We start from the raw sequence: 22,374 nt of genomic DNA on the forward strand, positions 1-22,374 counted from the left end.
TTACATTTAAGATACATTACGTATGCCTAGTTTTTGCTGTGTTTTTTTGCAAACTTATTTCTTCTTCTGACATATCTCCATAAGTTTTATAATGAACATAGAACCCTGGATTACATCGGTATTTCAAACCCATACCTACTGCATATTTTGTTGTGAATATTTCAAAATGTAGATGAGGTGCACACGTTCCTTTTTTTATTCCTGAAACACCAGATTTCGCGATAACTGTTCCTGCGTTAACTTTCGGACCCCCTTTTTTAACTAGCACTTCATCTAGATGAGCATAAAATAAAAATATATTATCCTTTTTATTAAATAAAGGACCTTGAATTATTTCACCTTGGTCACCATACTTTAGGTTATAGTCTCTTCTATGGTGATAAAAATCATCATTATTTATAACTTTTAGTGTAACTGTATTCCCATAACCTGAATGCCATTTAACCTCATATACTTCGGCATGTACGCAAGCTCTTACTTCAGTACCGATAGGTGCAAACAAATCCACTCCTTGATGAACATGTCCGTCTCTAGTTGTACCAAACAACCCCCAGTGTTTACCAAACATTCCGCCACCACCACTTTGCATATAGAGTGTACATAGTGGGTTTTCGACGGGCTCATACCAAACTCCAGAGGTTTGAACGGTAGGCTTTGCTACGCTAGTACTTATGCATTTAGATGGATATTTAAATAGCTCTGCTATTTGCTTTACATAGGTTTGACGTTCATCAAGATGACTGTAACCTCCGTTTATTAGGAACGTTATAGTCTTTGTATTTTCATCTAAACTATTATTAATATCATCTGCTATTAAATTCATATTTATAGTATGATAATTATTTCCATTGCTTTCTATATGCGTTTTCGGGTAACCTCTCCATTCTTTCCCAGAACTTAATTCTTTACCTTGTTTCCAGAACCATGCCGATACATCACACGAAATAGCTAAAGAAGTATCTACCATTGTATAATTACTTACGATGTCCAAATTGGAGTAATTTTTATAAAGTTTATAGTTATTCTTCCAAGTAAGTTGTATAAGTCCACGACCTTTATATTTTGGTCCATCTCCAATTTCAGTATTACCGTATTTTGGTGCATCAGATCTCACATCAGGATCGTATTTTCTACCATTAGATTTTTCGATAGTAGTTCTAAATCTATGAGATTCATGATACAACTGTGCTAGAAAGTGTATTCTTCGTACACATGTGCTGATATCGTGTTTTTTGAAAATTTTATTCAGCTCATTAAGCAAAGCCGAATACGTTTTCTGCTCTTCTGGAAGTGTACAATAACTAAAATAAAATAAATCATTAGTGCTAATATTTTCTGATTTCCTAAGAGTGTTTATCATCTCTTCTAGTTCACTAAGCGTCAAATCTCTATTACAACTACAATCACCTAACTTCGTCACATCAACTTTAGGTGTCCCCGATTGTCCTCTCTTATCGGCTACTTCTGTTTTAACTGGCTTTGATGTCGGTGTAGCTTTAGTACTACTTGTACCAGAAGTAGGGGTAGCGCCACTTGAGCTCTGACTAGGAATTTTTAACTTCTGTCCTGAAAGAATATACGCTTTAGGATCTAAATTATTTTTTTTGACCAGGTCATTGAATGATACGCCATGCTGTTCTGCGATTTTGCTTAAAGTATCACCTCTTTTAACTATATAAATACTTTGGTTGGTACTAGATTGATTTTCAAAAGGGCGTGGACTGTCCGCGGACTCTCCTTCTTTAGTACCACTAATAGCATTATTAAAGTCTTCGAAGCCTTCTTTTATGCTTTTGACAGCACCCACAACTGTATCTTGTATACCATCAAAGAATCCTGTTTCTTCTCTTGCAGCACCTGAAGTATTATCAGCGCTTGAATTATTTGAGTTTTCTTCTCGTAATTTAATGGACTGCCCGTATTGCAGTTTTTTTGGGTCGCTAATGCCATTAATACGCTGCAACTCACTGACCGAGACACCGCTGCTTTGCGATATGCCAGACAACGTATCGCCTCTTTTTACTTTATATGTATCTTGAGATTGAGGCGTGGTAGTACTTCTAGAGCTGGTTTGGTTAGTATTCTGTTGGCTAGCATTTTTGGGAGGTAACTTTAGTATGTCACCTACTTTTATCTTATAAGGATCTTTTAAGTTGTTGAGCTGTGCTATTTGAGTCCAGTTCAATCCATAATGGCTAGCAATAGAGGACAGAGTCTCACCTTTTTGAACTTTATGTGTCTTTCTCAAATAATCTCCCACTTCACCTTCAAATATATTTAGTTTTATTTTATGTTTGGCAAAAGGTGCTTGTATTTCAAACGTCATTTTTCTAAGAGGGACAATAAAGTCTTTTTTGACAGTAATTATTTTGTCATTGCGTGGGTCTTTAATTGACACGTCTACATGAGTTCCTGCAGGTCTATCAATCCAGACGGTGTAGCCATCTGCTGTAGAAAGACCTGAGCATGCAGTGCGTCCATTTATAGTTACTATATGATACAGCCCATCCATTGGCACTTTATATAAATCTATGAACTTTATTCTAAAACGTGTTTTTTTAGTCTGACTCATAGTCTTAGCCTTTAAACTATATTTTTAATCAAGAGGTTATGAAGATGCAATCTATGTCGAAGATACTGACTCGTCGCTATCATCTTCTGGAATATAAGAGAGTCCCCAATCAGCATCTTTAAAGCCAATCAAGACCTCTACTTCCTCCTCTTTGTCACTGATGACAGGCGCTGTACGTCCGTGTTCATCAAGCACCCCTTCAATCAGCTGACCATCAGGACGGCGTATTTGAAACTCAATATCTTTGAAGTCATATTGATAAAACAAGTCATAGACATCGAACTTATTACTGAAGAGTGGTATGGTTTCAGGCATCATTGGTAATGCGTAGTTGGCTTTCATCCCCGCCACCAAACTCTTCTTCACCGCCTTAACCTTAATCTCCCCTGGGCAGACCAGCTTCACCCCACTGTCATCGATCGTGATAGACGCCCCGCCCTTGGTCTGTAGCTTGATTCGCTTTGGACTTGCCAGATTCACTTGTCCTGCCTCACTGCCAATGGTCATCGCCGCTTGGCTGTGCAGTTGCAGCTCTCCGCCCTGCGCTTGTATCGCAAGCGCGCCTGTATTGGCACTCATATGCCAGCCTGACTTCTCTGCTTGACCCCCCACCCCTGATAGCGAGCTGATACTATCGGCAGCCATACGGCTATTGCCCGCAATCATGTCCGACTGCGTGCTGCCAGACTGACGGATGATGGTGTGGGCACTGGCTAGGGTATTGCTCGCTGCGCTGTAGATGCTGTCACGACTGACCATCAGTACATCGGCGGCGCCCATGACTTCGGTGTTTAGACGCTCATCCATAATTTGCGCGGCAGTCTTAAAGCGATCGGTTACACTGGTGGCAGCTTGTAGGGCGCTTGGGTCTTGCAGGTGTGCTTGTTTGGCGTCTTGATAAGTGGTAGACAGTTCGGTGCTGATTTTAAGCTGCTGCTGTCCTGCGTCATTGACCCACGCGGACTCGTGCTCGGTCTGACTGTGACGAATGCCAAAGGTGGATAAGAGGACGCCTTGCTGTGCTGTTAGTTGTAAGCTGTTGTCCGTGACGACTTTAAAGCCTTGTCCGCTCTCTGCCGCTTGGTGGTTGCTAAAGCGATGCCGCAATACACCAAGCTCAATACTATGCTGCTGCGGGCTGTAGCTGGCAATGCTGCTGTTGTTTGGGTCTGTGGCATTAGCGCGCGCTTCGGTGTTGACGCTCCACTGGATACCCAGACGGTTTGGAGTGTCGTCAAAGCCAAGCCACGTTTCTGTGGCAGCACTTAATCCATATTGGGCGATGCCAGATACCCAGCCACTATGTCCGTCATCGTCATTAACCTGTGAGTGTCCAAGACCTGCGCCATGCCATCTTGGAGAGACGCCGCCTTGGGTATTGTGACGGTGTGCGGGATTCATACTGCTTACAGTGATGTCACGCTCGTCATTGTCCCCCATACCGATACCGTCATAGAGTGCGCGCTGGATAATGGGACTGTCGGTATCACCGTACCAGTGGTTCAGTAGGACGGGCTGTCCATCACGGGCGGCAAACTGCCAGCCATGAGTGCTGCCTGAGGACAGTTGCAGTTGGCGCAGTGGTGGTGTGCGTCCTGCGTCGTGTTCGCTGATGCCTGAATAGGCAGGGGTGGTGATGCTTTGGTGCAGACCGTCTGTGGTGACGGGTGCTTGGTAGCTGGGGTCAGCGCTCTGCCCTGTGCGTGCTTGGATGAGCCCTTGATAATGACGATGGGCAAAGGCTTGAGGGCTGGGATAAGGGGTATAAGGAATAGTATCATTGAGCAGCTTTGCCGATACCCAAATGCCGCTGTGACGCGCACTTTGATAGGCGTGCTTGGGTATGGGCTGCTGTCGCGTGACGCTATCCAGCCAAGTTTCAATCATACTTTGGTGCTGGTAGGAGACGCTGTCGTCATCAGGCTCGATACCAAGGATTTGTGCGCGCAGACAGTAGCCTGAGAGGTTATTGCCCATGTAGGGTATCTGTATGCTGACGTGTTGACCGACGGCCATTTCCCGCAGTCCGCCACTGATATAGTGCGCCTCTCGGTGTGCTTTGTTGGCAGCGACCCACTGTGTAGCAAGGGCGCTTGCCATGTCATCATTCGTTACCCGTGATGGGGTCGCCAGTAAGATAATAGATTCCCCGTCATTCAATTCGCCATCATCACTGGCACTGCCTTCAAAGACCGTATCCGCTGCCAGTCCATCAGCGCGTACCGTGACTTGCTGAGCCCCCAAACGCTTGGCGATGTATTGCATGTCCTCTAGCGTGTCTTGTCCTGATTGTACAGACGCATGACCGTAAGTATAGATTAAACCCTGTTCATTACTGTCCATGGTATGGGTAATACGCCAATAGCCAAGCGTGTCCACATCAGGGGCAGCGACCCAATAGAACATCACCCCCAAATCTGCAAACAAGCCTGTTAAAAACTCCCAATCGCTCATATTGAGCTGGGTGCGTAGCGGATAGGATTGGTGCAATACGTCTACAGCAGCAAGCGCGTCACCCACTTCCCAAGTAAAGTCATAACCGCTTAATACGCTGGTCGCGATGTCTAGACACGACTGGTCATAAAAGCTGCGTGTGTGCACCGATTGGGTCAATAGCCATTCAGGGGAGACGACGGACAGCTGGTAAAAATGCAATGCGCCATCTGAGTATTGATAATGGACGCCACGTACAATGCCCGTACGCGTCACAGGGATGTAAGCCGCTGCTCTCGTGGACAAACACACCTGACTGCCAACAATTGATAGACAATCAATCCTATCCAAAAATTCGTAACTAAACACAAGTATGTCTGTCGATTGGTGCGCATTCACTTCATGCGTGCTGATAAACGCAACGGGGGCAAACACATCGGCGGCAAGCGTATCGTGCTTGATATCAAGGTAATGCAGCTTGGTATCTTTGAGTAACATAAGGGAAGTGTCCTGATGACTTATCATCAAGTCGACCAAATGATAAGCAAGACTAAAAAGAAAGGTTCTCAGAATTATAGAAAATGTTGAAATATTGTCAAGTAATATAAGGAGATTTTTGAATTAATAAAGAATTTTTGTCTATAAAAATTCTTTTTATGAACAATAGCTTCACACTATTCTTGGCTGATAAAAGAAGGCTTAACGGTATCAGTAAGTAGATACCACAATACATGTCATTACCCTACTACACATAAAAAACCGCCAATGACAATTAAGCCATCGGCAGTTTTATACTCGATGATCTGTAGCTTGCTTTATAATATTTCAAACAGTGTCCATGCTATCGAGACATTTTTTTCCATGTGTCCGTGTTGATCCATTTGAATATAGTAAGGGGCAATATCACCTTTTAGTAGCACCACATATTGACGGTAGTCATTGATGGTACTGTACGGGTCTTCGACGTGTACAGGGTTGCCGCGCACATGGTCGTATTCATTTTCGTAGCGATAGCGACCGCTGATTTGACCGACATCGCCTGTCTTTAACGTCACGATATCGATATTTGGTTGGCTGCGCGTTTGGTTGTCGATAGGCTGTGGTAGTTGCCGCCACAGTTTGGGATGATCAAAGCGGCGTATCCATAAATCAGTAAAGTAACTGTTAAAGCTTTGATTACCTACGCCCATGTCATAGCCATTGCCGATTGAGCCGTAATTCCCATTACGCATAGGACGTGTCAGTGTGTTGATGTTGATATAGTCTGTTGGGATTCTACCATCACTGGGCAAGAGCTGGGGCTCGTCGGCTGCGATCAGTAAAATACCTTTGTCGTAGGGTTGATTGACTACTTTTTTAGCCAATACTTGCGCTTTAAAAACCACCATACCGCCGACGCGCTCTGCGAGCTCATCACTAATATATGTCCACCAGTCAATACTTCTGATACCTTGTCTTAACTGTCCTTTGTCCCAAACATCATAGATATTTATACCCAAAAAGCAGTGTGCTTGGTCAAGGATGTCGATACCTACTCGACCCTTGTCATAACCAAACGCCGAACCCCAGCCCATCGTCGCACGGTAAGGGTTTAAACAGTCAATACAGTGATTAAACAGTTGAATAATCGCCTTTCTCATGACGGGGTCATACAGATTTTCTCGCTGGATTCTAAAACGTAATTGGCTTGTGTCTTGAACTTGCCAACCCCGAGCAGTTAAACAAAAAACGCTATAGTCAAAGCTTTCATTGAGCGCATCAGGGCTACCGCTAGCAACAAACCATTCAATACAGTCATCGATATGGGCATGGTTATCTAAGTGCTGCTGAAAGCGTGGCAGTTTGTCTATTGGTTTTGCGCGCCAACTTTTAGGCTCAAAGCCCCAAGTGACGTGGTCACCAAACACCGCCATATAGGCTTTAATACAAGACTTTAGCTGTTGCCTGACTGCCTCGGTATGCCCGTCCCAAAACAAAAAGCACGCTTCGAGCTGCACCGACAATACGGTAAGCTCCTCCTCACCCAGACTGGCATCAAAATACTCAAACTCGTCTTTATAATTTTCTATACCTGTTGGCACGGCTGCTTCCTTTTTTCTGTTTCCATACATGCTTTTTTATTAAAAATAATGAGATAAATATAAAAAAACGCCGATAAGGTTAGCCTTATCGGCGGTTTTTTATATTTATCAATCATGTCGCCAAGCGCGCAAAGATTACTGTGCGCTGGTGCTGTCTGATGTATCAAGGCTGTTATTTTGCATATTCACATCGCCGCTATCCCCAGCAGTGAGGCTCACGCCATTACCTTCGCTCATCGCTGAATCATAAATGGTAAATTCAATACGACGGTTGCGAAAGCGCCCTTGCTCGGTGGCATTGTCCGCCACGGGGTCGGTCTCGCCCATGCCTTTGGTCATGAGACGACTGGCATCGGCACCTTGGGCGACCATATAGTCTTTGACCGCTTGCGCGCGTTTTTCTGACAGCTGCATATTGTAGCTTGCCGAGGCTTGCTTATCGGTATGCCCAATAATCATCAGGCTCATCGTTGGCACTTGCTGCATTAGGGCGACAGCACGGTCAAGTAGCGGCTTGTTGGCATCAGGAATCTTAGCCTCATCCACCGCAAAGTTAATCACCTGCATGCTGAGTGCACGCGCCACATCACGTGGATTGGGTGGCTCGCTAAGGTTATCAAGCGCGGTGCTACTGGCATCGATACTCTCTGCGACTGCCGCATCAACATCAAGCGGCGGCGCGGCGATAACGCGCATCGCTGGAGCGACAGATTGCACATCGGCAATCATCTTATCCAGCGCTGCTTGGTCAGGGGCGTTGATGGTGATGGTATCGCCTTCAATCAACATGGTGGCGTTGGGCACACTTTTGATGATGGGCAAGACAGACATCAACTGCTCAGCGGCAGGCATATCGGTGGCATAGTAATCGTCAACATCGGCTTGGCAGCGACCCACTTCATCGCCAAATACATTGCCCACCTCATCTATAATCGCCGACTGTAGCGCAGCGTCGCCCACATTGATACGGCACGCATATAGGCTACTGCCCGTACCTGTCGCGATGCGCAGCGAAGCAGGCACAGGCATGGCGACCGCGTTTTGTGCGGTACTGTCTGCCGCCGCACCATCGGCAGTATCTGCTGCTGTCTCTGCGCTTTGCTCACTCTGCATCGGCATACCCACTGGCTCAGGGTCGGTTTGGCAGCCTTTTAGTAATGCCCATGCCAAGGCACTTAAAATAATCAGTCCCACAATCGGCAACAGCGCTTTCATAAAGCTGCCTTCGCGCGCGTTCTCATTGCCAATTGGCGCGGCGCTCACAGGCTCAGCATCGTGTACCGCCGCTACGGTCGCTGCGGGCAATAGCGCACTTGCCCATAAAGGAATATGCGGCTCATAGCGGCTGTGATTGTTGTGCAAAAACTCAGGCACAGGGGTCGCGCCTGCAAGGCTGTGCAGTTCGTGATACGCCAATGGCGCCGCCGCCGCCGTCAGCGCACGGGTTTCTTCTTTTTCTAAATGGTGGTGGCTTGCCAGCTCTTCGGTGATTTGTTCTTGCTGCGCTTTGTCCGTCCAAATACGGCTGACCAGCGACTTGTCATCCAGCGCAATGTTGTCATGCGCCAGTTGGTTGTAGGTGCCCTCATCGGCAAGACGTGCGGCGAATATGGCATAAAACGCCTCCAGCATGTTGGCATGCTCGTGGGTATGCGCCTCGTCGCTGATGACGGCAGGGGTGACCGTTCGGGTCAAGTGACTGATAATATCCATCCAAAACTCTCCTTAAAAGGGCAAACGTGCCAGCACCCTCATGGCGGTCAGTATCGTTATGTTTGTCGTTATCGTGACCATGAGGTTTTTTTGACCTGCGCGTGGCAGGTGACTGAAGCGGGCTGGTGGCTTGCTGAAAATTGTTATTATAAGACGCGCGTGTTTTTAGCGTCAGTACTGCGATGTTGTATAAATGCTGATGTTTGGTAATACAGCATCAGCCGCGACTGGCATTTTATGCGAACAAGTAAGCGCGCTGCCTATCTGACATTGTCTGACCAATATCCTAGGCGATACTTACGCACAGAAGATACACCGTGATACGTTGTTGTACTTTATGGTATCACGGTGCGTCGATGTCTGCTTATTGCGCGGTGTTATTCACTGTGGCGGGGTCTACGCGGATGACGCTGTTGGCCATCGCATCGGCTTCTTCAGGCGAGATGCCGCCACTGGTAGAGCCGCCTGTGCTTTGTGGATTGGCAACGGGCTGGCTGCTTTGCTGCGGCATATTCACGCCTGTGGTGTTGCTTTGCTGTGCGCTACTGCCCACCGTTGGTGTCTGCTGCGACTGTGGCGGCACATTGGTAATCACGTTGTTGTTGCTGGTGATGGGCGCGCCGTTATTGGGCATCGTATTTGGCATGGTGTTGTTGGGCATAGCGGTATAGCCGCCATTATTATAAGTCTCATCATAGGTGTTCGGTGGCGGTGCGACCGCAGCCACTGGCGCAACGGGAGTGATGGTGACTGTCGGCCATAGGCTTTGTACATTACCCGTCAACTGTTGCAGCTGGACATTGTCAGGCGCTTCGATAGAGACGCTGCCATTTTGTATCATCAAGCGCGAAAATGGGGTGTTTTTCATGACGTTAAAGACTTCAGGCAAGGTCGCGGCATTGATGTTCTCAAGCTGGGTGGCAAAGCCGTCTTGCACAGTGATATTACACAGGTTGGACTGATTACCAAAGCTGCTGGTCACCGCTTGCATAAGATTCTCTTGCAGGCCGGTGTCGCCCACTGTGGCGGTACAGCTGTATAAGTTGCCTGCGTCATCCACACTGACCATGACTTCAGCAGGGGTCAAGTTGGCTGCCTCAGCAGGTGGCGGCGCAGGCTGCGTGGCAACCACAGGCGTCACCGTGGGCTCAGGCTCTTCGTGATAGACGAACGCCCAAATCAGACCAATCGCGGCAATCGCCGCAGCGAGCAGTCCCAAACGTATCATCAAATCATTACGCTGGTTGCGCGCACGCACTTCGGCTCGCGATTCAGGGCTGCGGTGGTCGAGCGGGCTTGCATGAATGGCGCTGCTGACCACCTCGTCAGCCACAGGCGTATCCTTGTCCACAATGACAGGAATATTGGGATTATCGAGCGCCTGACCTGTCGGCACAGTCGCATTGGGCAAGGCATGATTGTCATACAAGTCGGCGGTCGGCGCATTTAGCGGGTCTTGATTGACCACGGCGACAGTCGGTGCGATGACGGTGGCACTCCATGCAGGCAAATACGCGCGCACATTGGTGGCCTCAGGGGTGAGATAAGTGGGCAAATGGATGTCTTGGGCGCTGCTTTTTAGTTCTTGATAGCCCAAATGTGCGGCACTGATAAGCAGCTGCGCGGTACTCTTGGCATCCACATGATGCGCATCTGCCAGCTCTTGGATAAGTAGCGCGCGCTGGTCGGGCTGCTGCCACAGCTGCTCTAATAGAATCGGTGCACCCGTCGCCGCCGCATTGTCCGCCAGCAGCTGCGCATGAATCTCAGGCTGCGCCAAACGGGTGATTAAAATGGCATAAAACTGCTCTAGCAAGTCGCTTTGTGCGTCGGTCGCTGTCGCACCCAATATCGCAGGTGTGACGGTTTGATTGAGTCGATCTATGAGGCTCATGAGGCATCCTTAACCAATAGTGGTGTAAAAATTGCAGTACGCTGTGATACCCGCTGAGCTGTCCCTGCGGTGCGACATGCTTAATGGTGGTTATTCTAGGTGTATCAGACACAACACACTATTTATGTTTGTTATATTAATATATTTCAGACAGTCTCAATGACGACTAATTTGTATGTGTATGTAAATGATACAGTATGCCAATTGTGGTTTTTACCCAATATAATTAAGATAATTGTTCACTGATACTTAGTAACTGACGGTATTTTATGTTTTATTTGCTGAGCGCTATCCGCTTGAGTTAAGGATGTATCTTTTGTTAAACCACACCACGCTTATCATTATTATTACCGTTATTATCAGTCTGGCAGCATGGCAAAACAAGACGCTGTTCAATCGATTGATTTTTTACCCACCTGCGGTCAGTCGTGGACAATGGGACCGCTTTGTCACGCATGGTTTTATTCACGCCGACAGCATGCATTTGTTGTTCAATATGTTTACGCTGTACTTCTTTGGACGCGTGATTGAGGGCTTGTACCGTCCGTTTGTGTTCGGCTACGGCTTTGTGCTGTTCTATGTGTTTGCCATCGTGGTGGCGATGATTCCGAGCTACATTAAAAATAAGGATAACGCCAGCTATCTGAGCCTTGGCGCATCTGGCGGTGTATCGGCGGTGCTGTTTGCCTTTATTTTGATTGCGCCGTGGGAGAGCATTTATCTGTTCGCGATTGTGCCGATACCCGCGATTGTTTTTGCGATAGCGTACGTGGCGTATAGCATTTATGCCAATAAACGCGGCGGCTCAAACATCAATCATTTGGCGCATTTGTGGGGCGGCGCGTTCGGAGTGGTGGCGACGATTGTTTTGCGTCCGCAGATTTTGCCGCACTTTTTTGGCGCGCTGCTCAATCCTTTTGGCTAGATGCCGCTGAACGTACATACCATTAACGACGGAGGATTGCCGCTTTATGATTGTCGATGTGATTGGGGATATTCATGGCAATGCGCATAAGCTGATAGGTTTGCTTGAGCAGCTCGGCTATGTGCATGATGGTACGCATTTTGCGCCGCCAAGCGGACATCGGGCGCTGTTTATTGGCGATTTGATTGACCGAGGTGCCGCGCAGCTTGAGACGCTTGAAATTGTGTTTGCGATGATAGATGCAGGCGTTGCCGATGCGGTGATGGGCAACCATGAATACAATGCCTTGGCCTTTGCCACGCCGCATCCTGAGGACAGCACGCGCTATCTGCGCTCGCACTCGGATGCGCATGTTCGCCAGCATCAAGCATTTTTGGACGAAGCGCCCATCGGCTCTTGGGAGCATCACTATTGGCTGGCGCGCCTGTATGAGTTGCCGCTGTGGCTTGAGACCGAGTACGGCTGCTTTGTCCATGCTTGCTGGGATGTGCGCAGTATGGCGGTGCTACAGCTGCTACTGACTGAAAAAAACACCCTGACCTATCAAGCATTAGTCGCAACCTCCGAGAATGGTTCGCCCGAATACGATGCGCTTGAAAGGGTGCTGAAAGGCGTAGAAGCGCCGCTGCCTGAGGGCATCACGATGGTGGATAAAGAAGGCACGACGCGAAAGCATGTGCGCGTACGCTGGTGGCTTGATGATTTACAAGCGCGCAGTATCCACGAGATTGCGCGCGCGCCCAAGCGCGAACTGGCGCAAATTCCAGCGGATGCGATGGCGTGTAATATTGATTTTGCGCTGCATACCGACAAGCCTGTATTCGTCGGGCACTATTGGCTAACGGGCGCGCCTGTGCCGCTCAGCAGTCAGGTGATTTGCACCGATTATTCTGCCGCTGCGGACAGTGGTTATTTGACCTGCTATCAGCTCGATACCGACGCGCCGCTGCCGTTACACGCGGACAACTTTATTCAGCACGAGCACGGGCAAACTTGACTTTACGGCATGGGCAAAACTTTTGTATGATGGTCTATTTTTAGGATATCCTGCCATGAGCACAGCCGCCGCACAACCCGCCCCTATCCCTTCTCCAGATGGTCAAGCCAAAGTCGGCATCATCATGGGTTCACAGTCCGATTGGGCGACCATGAGCGCCGCCGCTCAGCTGCTCGCAGATTTTGACATTGCCTTTGAATGCGAAGTCGTCTCTGCCCACCGCACGCCTGACCGTCTGTTTGATTATGCCAAAAGCGCCAAAGGCAACGGCTTACAAATCATCATCGCAGGCGCAGGCGGCGCCGCGCATCTGCCAGGTATGTGTGCAAGCCAAACACCGCTGCCTGTCCTCGGTGTCCCTGTAAAATCATCGATGTTGAGCGGTTGGGACAGCCTATTGTCTATCGTACAAATGCCAAAAGGTGTGGCGGTCGGTACGCTGGCTATTGGTACGGCGGGCGCGTATAACGCAGCGCTGCTTGCCATTCAGATGCTCGCACTTCATGATGAGGACATCGCTACCAAGCTCGACACCATGCGTCAAACGCAAACCGAAACCATTTTAGCCAGCCCAACCCCTGGCATTATTAACACCTAATGGCGTGCGATTGAGTGTACGCACAAACAGCTAGGGCGTGACTTCATTTTAAAAATGGTGATAAAAATGAGATAAATTGCAGGCAAACAAGGAAAACAGCGCAGATAATATCAAGATATTGACCCGCTGTTTGACACCGTTTGCCGATAATTTAGCCATTTTTAGCCCATTTAGCCTTAAGCGTTTACATTGAAGACACGCCCTAATATTCTTGACTTGCTATTTGTTTTTAGATAGGTTTTACTAGGAATAAGGTGCATACGGTGCACCTTTTTCTGTTTTTTGGCAAACGCTGCGGCAACTGCCAGCAATTTTTTGACGTTTATTTTTATCATTGTACGACTGATTTTATTCACCACACGTTATTCATCAAAAGGGCACTCATGACCTCCAACGCTTATCCAACGACCCAAACCATTCATACCATCGGGATTTTAGGCGGTGGTCAGCTCGGTATGATGCTGGCGCAAGCCGCTTTGCCGCTCGGTTATCGCTGTGTGTTTTTAGAAGACAACGCCGACTGCCCCGCCAGCCTTTACGGCACGGTGTATAGCAGCGAGCAGCTCGATGATTTTATCAGTACAGCCGACGTGTTTACCCTTGAGTTTGAAAATACTCCGACCGATACGGTACAAAAGCTCTCAGCCTTATCCAAACAAGGGCAGAAAAAAGGCATGTTCCCGCCGCCCATCGCCCTTGAAGTGGCACAAGACCGCTTAAAAGAAAAGCAGATGTTTAATGATTTAGACATCGCTACCGTACCTTTTGAATCGGTCAGCAGCAAAGCAAAATTAGACGCCGCCTGTCAAAAACTGGGCTTACCGATTGTGCTCAAAACCAGCCGTGGCGGTTATGACGGCAAAGGTCAGTACGTCATCAAAGAGACCAGCGACATTGCTCCCGCATGGCAAGCGCTCAAAGATGCGGTCAGCGGCAAAGGCAGCCTGACACCGACGCCCGCGCCCTTGATTGCCGAAGGCTTTATTAACTTTAGCCGCGAAGTGTCTATGATCGCCGCACGTGCTCAAGACGGACAAATCCGCTGCTACGACTTGGTTGAAAACCACCACCACCAAGGCATCCTTGCTAAAACGCACGCGCCTGCGGTGGGCACGAGCCAACTGTTCGGGCAGGCACAAACCGCCATTACCACCATCATGAACCATCTAGACTATGTCGGTGTGATGGCGCTAGAGCTGTTCGTCAGTAAAGACGCGCGCGGACACGACCGCCTGCTTGCTAACGAAATCGCACCACGCGTGCACAATTCAGGACACTGGAGCATCGAAGGCGCAGTGACCAGCCAATTTGAAAACCATATCCGCGCGGTGGTCGATCTGCCACTCGGCGATACGGACAATGTGCACCCCTCGATTATGGTCAATGTACTGGGCGAATACCCGAGCATCAGCGACGTGCTCAGTATCGATGGCGCGCACTACCACAGCTACCACAAATCTGAGCGCGCTGACCGCAAAATCGCGCACATCACCCTAATGCCCAATGACGTGACCGATTTAGAAAAGGCACTTGGCAAACTGGTTGCCGTATTGCCCAACAAGGTCGGTCTGGATAAAAAACAAAGCGAGAGCAAAAAGTAATGCGCGTCTGGGTCGATGCCGATGCCGTGCCAGCAATTGCTAAGGCGCTGCTGATTAAAACCGCCGAGCGCACGCAGGTTGAAACCATCTTTGTCGCCAATCAAACCATCAAACTGCGCAAATCGCCCGTCATCGCCATGCACGTCGTCCCGCATGGCTTTGACAAGGCGGATGACTACATTGCCGAGCATGTCGAACCCAAAGACTTGGTGATTACCAATGACATTCCGCTTGCCAATGACGTCATTGAAAAAGGTGGACAGGTACTGACCACGCACGGCGTCGTCTATGATGCGCGCAACATCAAGCAAAAGCTAAACATGCGCGACTTTATGGACACCATGCGCGGCACAGGCGTGCTGGAGCTTGGTGAGATGAGCACGCAAAAGCCTTACGGCGAGCGTGACAAAAAAGCCTTTGCCGATGGCTTAAACCGTTTGGTGCGACCTTAACGTAACTTCGCTATTTGATATAAAAAAACCGCTGTCTATTGATGGCGGTTTTTTTGTGTTTGATTGTTGAACAATACTTTTATCAATGCCAAAGTATGTGCCCAAATATTTCTAATCTTGGATTAGCAGCGATACATTTTTGGCTTGAGACATAGCGGGTATTATTAGTGGGGTGATATCTAATAATCAACGCATAGTCTTTGCCGTCTTTAGAAGTGGCAAACTCATCAAAGCCCTTTACCCCCATATCAGACCATTTGGGTTTTCCAAATTTTGACAGCACATCGCTTCTTTTAGTACCGATAATACCATCGTCAATAACTGAACCGTTTAACACACAATATGGACTGTCCTGACAAGCAGATAAGACAGCCACAGCCGATACGAGTAATGCCCTTAATACATACTTTCTATAGACGCTGTTGTTCACTGTTTGTCCTATCTTAACCTATGTCCTATAGCATACGCTCAAAATTTATTTTTGCGCCTCGTATTATAGTCCAACCGACTTTTTGCAAATCCGCTACACAATGTATCGAACTCCTAAAGCTCCCCTACATATCCTCACTGTATGTATAACGTGGGTCTGTTAAGCTATAGGTCGATTTTAAGCACATCAAATAAAACCGATATATAACAAACAGGACACTATTATGAATATTTTAGTCATTGGCGCAAGTGGACGCGTGGGTCAAAAACTGACCGAGCAATTACTAGACTCAGGACACACAGTGACGGGCACCACGCGCGATAAAGACACACTGTTTGATAATGACAATTACACCCAGCTGGATTTGGATTTATCCGCGAGCAATAAAGACATTGCAGCACAGATTACTGAAGATTTTGATGCGGTTTATTTTACCGCAGGCTCGGGCGGCAAGGACGTATTGGCAGTCGATTTGCACGGCGCAGTCAAAACCATGCAAGTGGCAGAAGTCAAAGGCATCTCACGCTATATCATGCTAAGCGCGGTCTACTCGCTCGACACCTCAAAATGGGACGCGCCATCGGTACAAGCGCTATCCGATTATTACATCGCTAAGCATTACGCGGATGACTTTTTGATTCACCGTACCAACTTGGACTACACCATCGTGCAGCCTGGTTCATTAACCGAAGACGCGCCAACGCATCAGATTGACATTAACAGTGATGACGCAGGCAGCAACACCATTAGCGATGTGGCGGAGACCTTGGCAGGCATACTGACGGCTGAAAATACCTATAAGCAAGTATTCGCTATGCAAAATGGTAAAACACCGATTGAGCAAGCGATTGGTATTGTCTAATCAATCGTAAAAGCAAAGTAAGCACTACGCCAGGCCGCTTGGAAAACTGATGACGGCTTGTAAGTCCTTTTCGTTTGCAAGCACCATCAGCAAGCGGTCAATCCCTACCGCAATACCGCTACAAGGCGGCAAATCATTGCACGCGGCGAGTAAGTGCGCGTCTATCGGCATGATGGGCAAGTTGTGCTGCACCCGTAGTGCATTGTCGCGCTCAAAACGCTGACGCAACGCCTTGCCATCTGCCAGCTCATCATAAGCATTGGCAATCTCAATACCGTTAATGTACAGCTCAAAACGCTTGGCAACCGTATTGCCCTCGGCGTCCTTTGCGGTTTTTGCGAGGGCTGCCGTTGCGGGCGGATAGTCGACGATTAACGTCGGTATGTCATGCCCAAGATGCGGCTCAATCGCGTGACTGAATAATAAATCGAGCCAGCTTTGGCGCACGTCCTCACTGTCCATTCCCGATTGATTAAAATCAAACCCCATCAGCCCTAAATTTTTGGCGCAGGCTTCCAGCGCTTGCACGCTCGCGGTCAGTGGATGAATCTGCAATGTATCCATAAAAGCATCAACATAGCGATAACGCTGTACACTGACGGCGTGACCGTATAGCGTACTTAACAGCGCGCTCAGCTCATCCGCCAGCGCGTCCAAATCATACTGCGGGCGATACCACTCAAGCATGGTAAATTCGATATTGTGGCGCGAGCCGATTTCATTATCACGAAACACGGGGCAAATCTGATACATGGGCACGCGCCAGCTGGCGAGCAGCCGCTTCATCGCAAACTCAGGCGAAGTATGCAAATAATAGGTCTGCGGTTTATCTTGATACGTCACCGCCGCGCACACCGACTGCAAAAACGTATCGGTATTGCCCGCATTGGATAGTAGCGGCGTTTGCACCTCCAGCACATCCCGCGCCGCAAAAAATTGGCGTATCTGCGCCATCATCGCGGCACGTTTTTGCGCCATCGCCAGCGATTGCGTGGGCGCATAGCTGGGCATAGTATCGGTATCGGTGTTTTGGGTTTTGCTGTTTTGGATGTTGGTTGCAGTCATTGGCAGTGTCTTTTTATCACAGATAATTACTAAATTGTCTCAAGGGGCTAGGCTTTTATTAACGCATCAAAGTTAAAAAGCTGCAAATGCCCATTCACGGCGTAGTGGATAGTTGCGGCGCAAGCCATCAAAGTCTTTGCCCTGCACCTGCCCTTCTGTCACCACTGCACGCAAGGCGGCATCGTCTTGCATGATGTCATAAAACTCAGGCAGCAACTGTGGCGCATCCTTGAGTGCTGCCCAGTGGTACGGATTGGCGGGTAGTAACGGCTCGATGCGTTGTACAATCGGCAAGCCAAGCGTCTGGCACAGCGCGTCATATATCATCTGCGTGCCGCGTAGTTTGCCCTCCAGCGTATAGCCTGCGATATGCATGGTGGCGATGCTGAGCGCGTCCGATGTCTGGGCGGCAATAGTCGGCTCATGTTCGAACACATCGAGCACCACTTGGCGCTCAGTCTTAGCAATGTCTGCCAGCAAATCCGCCTCAGCAATCACCGCACCACGGGCGCTGTTAATCAATAAGGTGTCTTTGTGCATTTTCGCTAGCGCTTCGGCATCAATCAAATGCTCCGTCGGATAGTCGCTTTGCTGCGCGCTCGTTAACGGCACATGCAAGCTGATAATACTGCTGCTTTGTAGCACCTCATCGAGCGTGCTGTTATTGACATCAGATACTGGCAACAACGGGTCGTAACCCAATACCTGCCAGCCCAAATCTTTGGCATACAAAGCAAGCGTGCTGCCAATATTGCCCAGCCCGATGATGCCGAGTGTCGGTGCATCGTGCCAATATTCAGGACGCAAGGTAAACGCTGCCGTCAGCACATATTGCGCCACCGAATGCTTGCTACAGCCTGCAGCATTGGCAAAAGCGATACCGCGCGCTTTAAGATACGCTTGGTCGATATGGTCGGTGCCGATGGTCGCTGAACCGACAAAGCGTACGCTGTTATTATCCGCCAGTAGCGTTTCATTGACGGGCGTGACCGAGCGCACCAGCAGCACATCAGGCTGGATATTTGCCAAAAAATCTGCGGTAATCTCGCGCCCCGCACAGGTGATAATCTCCACCGTCTCTGCCGCGCCTGCAAGATTATGCGCATTAAAAAAATCGCTGAGACTGGCGATATTGCTGTCCGCGACGATGGTTAGGGTGTGCGCTTTTTTGGTAGGGGTATGATTTAAAAAGGTATCGGGCATTGTTCGCCTCTTTTTTATTAACGATGAATATTAGGGCATATCAGCATAACGAAAAAAAAGGCACTCATATGCGCCTTTTTTGTCTTTTTTGATTGGCAAGATTGTTCGTTTGGCTCAATGATGACGCCATGATAGCGAATTTATTTTTTGCCTGCATCCTCTTCTGCGCTCTCGGTCACAGGCGCATAGGAAGCGGCGGGCAGCAGCGCAGCTTTGTTATCGGCTTCGGTTTGCGCAGCGAACAAGTCGCTTTTGTGCTGCGATATCCACTCACGCCACACCGCAAGCGCAATCGCCAGCACCACAGGACCAATAAACAAGCCCACAAAACCAAACGCCGTCAAGCCGCCAAGCACGCCAATAAAAATAATGATAAAGGGAATCTTGGTCGCGCCACTAATCACAATCGGACGAATCAAATTGTCCACCCAGCTGATGACCAGTATGCCCCACAGCGCAAGCCCAATACCTTCTGTGGTCTGCCCTTGGCTCATCAGCCAAATCGCAACCCCGCCCCACGCAAAAGGCGTACCAAACGGTATCAGCGCCACCACAAACGTGACGATGGTCAATAAAATCGGATTGGACGCACCCGCGAAGTAATAGCCAATACCCGCAAGCAGTGCCTGCGCCAGCGCCGTCAGACCGATACCATAGACCACCGCGCGCGTGGTCGAGCCGACCGAATCAATATAGCCATCAATACGGTTGCCGATGATATTGCGCAGCGCTTGGCGAATCTGACGCATCAGACTGGTGCCATCACGATAAAAGAAAAACAGCGTCATCAGCGCCATACCTGTCTTGGCAAGCCCACTAAAGGCGACATCAAAGGCGACTTTGCCGTAATACAGATGCGACTGTACCCACGCACGAAATGCCTCGAGCGCGCCTTCAGGGTCTTTATTAATCTCCCACAGCACATCTTTGATTTGCTGACCGATGACAGGTAGGGTTTTGAAATATTCAGGCACGTCCAGATAGCCGACTTTGACGCGATAAATCATATTGGTATAGAGGCTAAGCGCTTCTTGCTGCAAAATAAACAGCCCCACCACGGTCGGCACGCCAATCAATAAAGAGATGCTGACCGTCATAATCGCGGCGCTAAAATCGGTGCTTAGGTGTACTTTTTGATGAAAAAAAGTATAAATCGGAAACGTGACGTACGCCAAAATCGCCGCCCACAGCGCAGGAACGATAAAAAATCGCACCACCTGAAAACATAGGATGAAGAGTACCACCAACAGCGTGATGGCCAGCAAACGCTGGATAACGAATTCTTTAGTCCAGTTTTCAATCATAGCGTGTCAACCAAAATTGACAGCAAAAAGCGGCAGCGCTTTTGCCAAATATCAGAAAAGTACCATCCTGCTTTTACAGGTAAGCACACCTTGCTGTGTGCCATATGGTGTCGCCATCCATTATGCTATAAGCGGGGGCAAATACATAATGCTATGTTGTAATTTTTACTTACAATTTTGTTGATGCACTTTTTGTTATACTTTAAGGTTAAAGGCGCACTTTTTGGATTTTATCAATCCCACATACGCCTGTTTTGTCCAGCCAGATATGTGGCAAAAAAGATGCGCGCCGCGCGTGCATACCACAATTGATGTTATACTAGCGGCATTATTTTACATTTTAAATACATATTAGCGCGGCGATGACGCCCGCACAGCCTATTGATTTTTGGTGTGTACTTTCATGACACGATGATTTGTGTCTTATAACGCCGCTTTATGATAGGTTTGAGATAATTTTTAGCGTACCGCGTGATATGGTGATTGCCTGATTGCAAGACAGACCATATATTTACGATATTTTTATAGGAACAATAACAATGGCAAAAGACCCTGAGACTTCCAACAGCACTGTGCCTGATACGGTGACCTTTGCACTTGCCCAAGCTCATTTTTTGGTGGGCGACATCAGCGCCAATACCCAAAAAATGCGCACATTAGCGCTCGAAGCGCGTGAGCAAGGTGCGGATGTGATTGTCTTTCCTGAGCTTGCCCTACTCGGTTACCCGCCCCAAGATTTGCTTTTGCGCCCAAGCCTGTCAGGTCGCGTCAAAAGCGCGCTTGCTTCCTTGAGCGATATTGACGATATCGTCATGATTATCGGCTATCCACACGTTGACCATCATGGCACGTTTAACTCAGCGGCTATCTTGTATAACGGACAGCAAAAAGGCTTTTATCACAAGCAGTCCCTGCCCAACTATGGCGTGTTTGATGAGCGTCGCTACTTTGACAAAGGGCGCAATCAGGTGTTGTTTGACTATAAAGGCATCACTATCGGTCTGCTGATTTGTGAAGACTTGTGGCAAGAAGCGCCTATGAAAGCGCTAAAAGAGCAAGGCGCGGACATGGTGGTCAGCCTAAATGCTTCGCCCTTTGAAACCGACAAGCAAGAAGCGCGTAAAGCCATCCTTGCCAAGCGCAGCCGCGAGCATCAGTTGCCTGTGCTGTATGTCAATGCGGTGGGCGGTCAAGATGACCTTGTGTTCGATGGTGGCTCGCTGGTGGTACAAGCCGATGGCAGCATCGCGCACGAAGCACCGCGCTTTTTAAATCACTTATTGCTCGCCCGCCTTGATGTCAAAGCGCGTCAGTTCGACACGCAAGCCAAAGCGCCACTGTCACTGAGCGCTGAGTCTGAGATGTATCAAGCATTGGTCGTCGGTCTGCGTGACTACGTCAATCATTCAGGCTTTGGCGGGGTGATTGTTGGTCTATCAGGCGGTATTGATTCTGCGCTGACCCTATGCGTGGCGGTCGATGCACTTGGCGCAGACAAGGTCTATGCGGTGATGATGCCGTATGAGTACACCTCGCAAATCAGCTTGGAAGACGCGCAAGCGCAAGCACGTCGCCTGAATGTCTCCTACACTGTGTGCCCGATTTTTGATGCGGTAGAAGGCATTCGCCATACGCTTGCGCCGTTATTTAATGAGTCGCCTGCCGACACCACCGAAGAGAATATCCAAGCGCGTGCGCGCGGGGTGATTTTGATGGCGCTGTCCAACAAGTTTGGTCATTTGGTCATCACCACAGGCAACAAATCTGAGCTGGCGGTTGGCTATGCCACCTTGTACGGCGATATGGCGGGCGGCTTTGACGTCCTAAAAGATGTGTACAAAACCCAAGTCTATGCGCTTGCCAATTACCGCAACCGCTTAGAAGACACGCCTGTGATTCCTGAGCGCGTCATTACCCGTCCGCCATCAGCCGAGCTGCGTCCTGACCAAAAAGACCAAGACAGCTTGCCTGATTATGATGTGCTAGATGGTATTTTAAGACTGTATATCGACGAAGATTTGAGCTATCAAGACATCGTGGACAAAGGCTTTGATGCGGAGATGGTCGCCAAAACCATCAAGATGGTCGATAACAACGAATACAAGCGTCTGCAATCTGCTATCGGTACCAAAATCAGTCATCGCGCCTTTGGTCGTGAGCGCCGTTACCCCTTGGTAAACAAGTGGTCTGTTAAGGCTGACGTTTAAGGGTACCTTAAGGGCTGCGGCTGGATAATCGCCGCTT

General features: G+C 48.7%; 16 protein-coding genes. 7 read left to right on the forward strand and 9 right to left on the reverse strand.

Features of this window, described 5'->3' with window-relative positions; translation table 11 throughout:
* Window positions 1-16: 16 nt before the first annotated feature.
* The 5 genes from JMW05_RS04700 to JMW05_RS04720 form a co-directional block, all read right to left on the reverse strand.
* On the reverse strand, window positions 17-2,572 hold the full coding sequence (locus tag JMW05_RS04700; RefSeq protein ID WP_201504220.1) for a LysM peptidoglycan-binding domain-containing protein: 2,556 nt from the start codon (window positions 2,570-2,572) through the stop codon (window positions 17-19).
* Window positions 2,573-2,623: 51 nt separating this feature from the next.
* Window positions 2,624-5,503 (reverse strand): contractile injection system protein, VgrG/Pvc8 family, encoded by a 2,880-nt coding sequence (locus JMW05_RS04705; protein WP_201504221.1) that lies wholly within the window; start codon window positions 5,501-5,503, stop codon window positions 2,624-2,626.
* A gap of 317 nt (window positions 5,504-5,820) precedes the next feature.
* Complete coding sequence (locus JMW05_RS04710; protein WP_201504222.1) at window positions 5,821-7,086, reverse strand: type VI immunity family protein; 1,266 nt, start codon at window positions 7,084-7,086, stop codon at window positions 5,821-5,823.
* 135 nt (window positions 7,087-7,221) lie between these two features.
* Window positions 7,222-8,799 carry an OmpA family protein gene (locus JMW05_RS04715; RefSeq protein WP_201504223.1) on the reverse strand — a complete coding sequence of 526 codons (1,578 nt, stop codon included), beginning with the start codon at window positions 8,797-8,799 and terminating at the stop codon, window positions 7,222-7,224.
* Between the two features lie 364 nt (window positions 8,800-9,163).
* Complete coding sequence (locus tag JMW05_RS04720) at window positions 9,164-10,693, reverse strand: hypothetical protein (RefSeq protein ID WP_201504224.1); 1,530 nt, start codon at window positions 10,691-10,693, stop codon at window positions 9,164-9,166.
* Window positions 10,694-11,000: 307 nt separating this feature from the next.
* Between JMW05_RS04720 and JMW05_RS04725 the strand changes: the two genes are divergently transcribed.
* The 5 genes from JMW05_RS04725 to JMW05_RS04745 all read left to right on the forward strand — a co-directional run bounded on the left by JMW05_RS04725 (window position 11,001) and on the right by JMW05_RS04745 (window position 15,266).
* Complete coding sequence (locus tag JMW05_RS04725) at window positions 11,001-11,618, forward strand: rhomboid family intramembrane serine protease (RefSeq protein WP_201504225.1); 618 nt, start codon at window positions 11,001-11,003, stop codon at window positions 11,616-11,618.
* 46 nt (window positions 11,619-11,664) lie between these two features.
* Window positions 11,665-12,615 (forward strand): metallophosphoesterase, encoded by a 951-nt coding sequence (locus JMW05_RS04730; RefSeq protein WP_201504226.1) that lies wholly within the window; start codon window positions 11,665-11,667, stop codon window positions 12,613-12,615.
* A gap of 55 nt (window positions 12,616-12,670) precedes the next feature.
* Complete coding sequence (gene purE, locus JMW05_RS04735) at window positions 12,671-13,213, forward strand: 5-(carboxyamino)imidazole ribonucleotide mutase (RefSeq protein WP_201504227.1); 543 nt, start codon at window positions 12,671-12,673, stop codon at window positions 13,211-13,213.
* A gap of 383 nt (window positions 13,214-13,596) precedes the next feature.
* Entirely contained in the window at window positions 13,597-14,814 is a 1,218-nt protein-coding gene (locus JMW05_RS04740) for a 5-(carboxyamino)imidazole ribonucleotide synthase (protein ID WP_201504228.1), read from the forward strand.
* Window positions 14,814-15,266, forward strand: coding sequence for a YaiI/YqxD family protein (locus JMW05_RS04745; RefSeq protein WP_201504229.1), 453 nt, complete (start codon window positions 14,814-14,816; stop codon window positions 15,264-15,266). Before JMW05_RS04740 ends, JMW05_RS04745 begins: the two co-directional genes overlap by 1 nt.
* An 82-nt stretch (window positions 15,267-15,348) precedes the next feature.
* Here the strand turns inward: JMW05_RS04745 and JMW05_RS04750 are convergent, their stop codons facing one another.
* The gene (locus tag JMW05_RS04750) at window positions 15,349-15,696 is read right to left on the reverse strand and encodes a hypothetical protein (protein WP_201504230.1); all 348 of its coding nucleotides are present in this window, start codon (window positions 15,694-15,696) and stop codon (window positions 15,349-15,351) included.
* Window positions 15,697-15,919: 223 nt separating this feature from the next.
* Here JMW05_RS04750 and JMW05_RS04755 point away from each other — a divergent pair, with 223 nt between their 5' ends.
* Window positions 15,920-16,558, forward strand: a complete 639-nt coding sequence (locus tag JMW05_RS04755; protein ID WP_201504231.1) for an NAD(P)H-binding protein — start codon at window positions 15,920-15,922, stop codon at window positions 16,556-16,558.
* Between the two features lie 24 nt (window positions 16,559-16,582).
* On the opposite strand, the gene epmA is transcribed toward JMW05_RS04755, so the two are convergent.
* The 3 genes from epmA to JMW05_RS04770 form a co-directional block, all read right to left on the reverse strand.
* On the reverse strand, window positions 16,583-17,623 hold the full coding sequence (gene epmA / locus JMW05_RS04760) for an EF-P lysine aminoacylase EpmA (RefSeq protein ID WP_406947454.1): 1,041 nt from the start codon (window positions 17,621-17,623) through the stop codon (window positions 16,583-16,585).
* Between the two features lie 72 nt (window positions 17,624-17,695).
* Window positions 17,696-18,826 carry a 4-phosphoerythronate dehydrogenase gene (locus JMW05_RS04765; RefSeq protein ID WP_201504232.1) on the reverse strand — a complete coding sequence of 377 codons (1,131 nt, stop codon included), beginning with the start codon at window positions 18,824-18,826 and terminating at the stop codon, window positions 17,696-17,698.
* A 140-nt stretch (window positions 18,827-18,966) separates the two neighbouring features.
* Window positions 18,967-20,130 (reverse strand): AI-2E family transporter, encoded by a 1,164-nt coding sequence (locus JMW05_RS04770; protein ID WP_201504233.1) that lies wholly within the window; start codon window positions 20,128-20,130, stop codon window positions 18,967-18,969.
* Between the two features lie 539 nt (window positions 20,131-20,669).
* On the opposite strand from JMW05_RS04770, the gene JMW05_RS04775 reads away from it, so the two are divergent.
* Window positions 20,670-22,337, forward strand: a complete 1,668-nt coding sequence (locus JMW05_RS04775) for an NAD+ synthase (RefSeq protein ID WP_201504234.1) — start codon at window positions 20,670-20,672, stop codon at window positions 22,335-22,337.
* Window positions 22,338-22,374 lie beyond the last annotated feature (37 nt).

Origin of the sequence: Psychrobacter aestuarii (assembly GCF_904846035.1) — a bacterium.
In the GTDB taxonomy this organism is placed as follows: domain Bacteria; phylum Pseudomonadota; class Gammaproteobacteria; order Pseudomonadales; family Moraxellaceae; genus Psychrobacter; species Psychrobacter aestuarii.

Bases quoted from the DNA above. Each gene is read 5' to 3' on its own strand.
- JMW05_RS04770 (WP_201504233.1), bottom strand. From the start codon at position 20,130: ATGATTGAAAACTGGACTAAAGAATTCGTTATCCAGCGTTTGCTGGCC.
- JMW05_RS04740 (WP_201504228.1), top strand. From the start codon at position 13,597: ATGACCTCCAACGCTTATCCAACGACCCAAACCATTCATACCATCGGG.
- epmA (WP_406947454.1), bottom strand. From the start codon at position 17,623: ATGACTGCAACCAACATCCAAAACAGCAAAACCCAAAACACCGATACC.
- purE (WP_201504227.1), top strand. From the start codon at position 12,671: ATGAGCACAGCCGCCGCACAACCCGCCCCTATCCCTTCTCCAGATGGT.
- JMW05_RS04715 (WP_201504223.1), bottom strand. From the start codon at position 8,799: ATGGATATTATCAGTCACTTGACCCGAACGGTCACCCCTGCCGTCATC.
- JMW05_RS04720 (WP_201504224.1), bottom strand. From the start codon at position 10,693: ATGAGCCTCATAGATCGACTCAATCAAACCGTCACACCTGCGATATTG.
- JMW05_RS04725 (WP_201504225.1), top strand. From the start codon at position 11,001: ATGTATCTTTTGTTAAACCACACCACGCTTATCATTATTATTACCGTT.
- JMW05_RS04775 (WP_201504234.1), top strand. From the start codon at position 20,670: ATGGCAAAAGACCCTGAGACTTCCAACAGCACTGTGCCTGATACGGTG.
- JMW05_RS04730 (WP_201504226.1), top strand. From the start codon at position 11,665: ATGATTGTCGATGTGATTGGGGATATTCATGGCAATGCGCATAAGCTG.
- JMW05_RS04765 (WP_201504232.1), bottom strand. From the start codon at position 18,826: ATGCCCGATACCTTTTTAAATCATACCCCTACCAAAAAAGCGCACACC.
- JMW05_RS04755 (WP_201504231.1), top strand. From the start codon at position 15,920: ATGAATATTTTAGTCATTGGCGCAAGTGGACGCGTGGGTCAAAAACTG.
- JMW05_RS04745 (WP_201504229.1), top strand. From the start codon at position 14,814: ATGCGCGTCTGGGTCGATGCCGATGCCGTGCCAGCAATTGCTAAGGCG.
- JMW05_RS04705 (WP_201504221.1), bottom strand. From the start codon at position 5,503: ATGTTACTCAAAGATACCAAGCTGCATTACCTTGATATCAAGCACGAT.
- JMW05_RS04700 (WP_201504220.1), bottom strand. From the start codon at position 2,572: ATGAGTCAGACTAAAAAAACACGTTTTAGAATAAAGTTCATAGATTTA.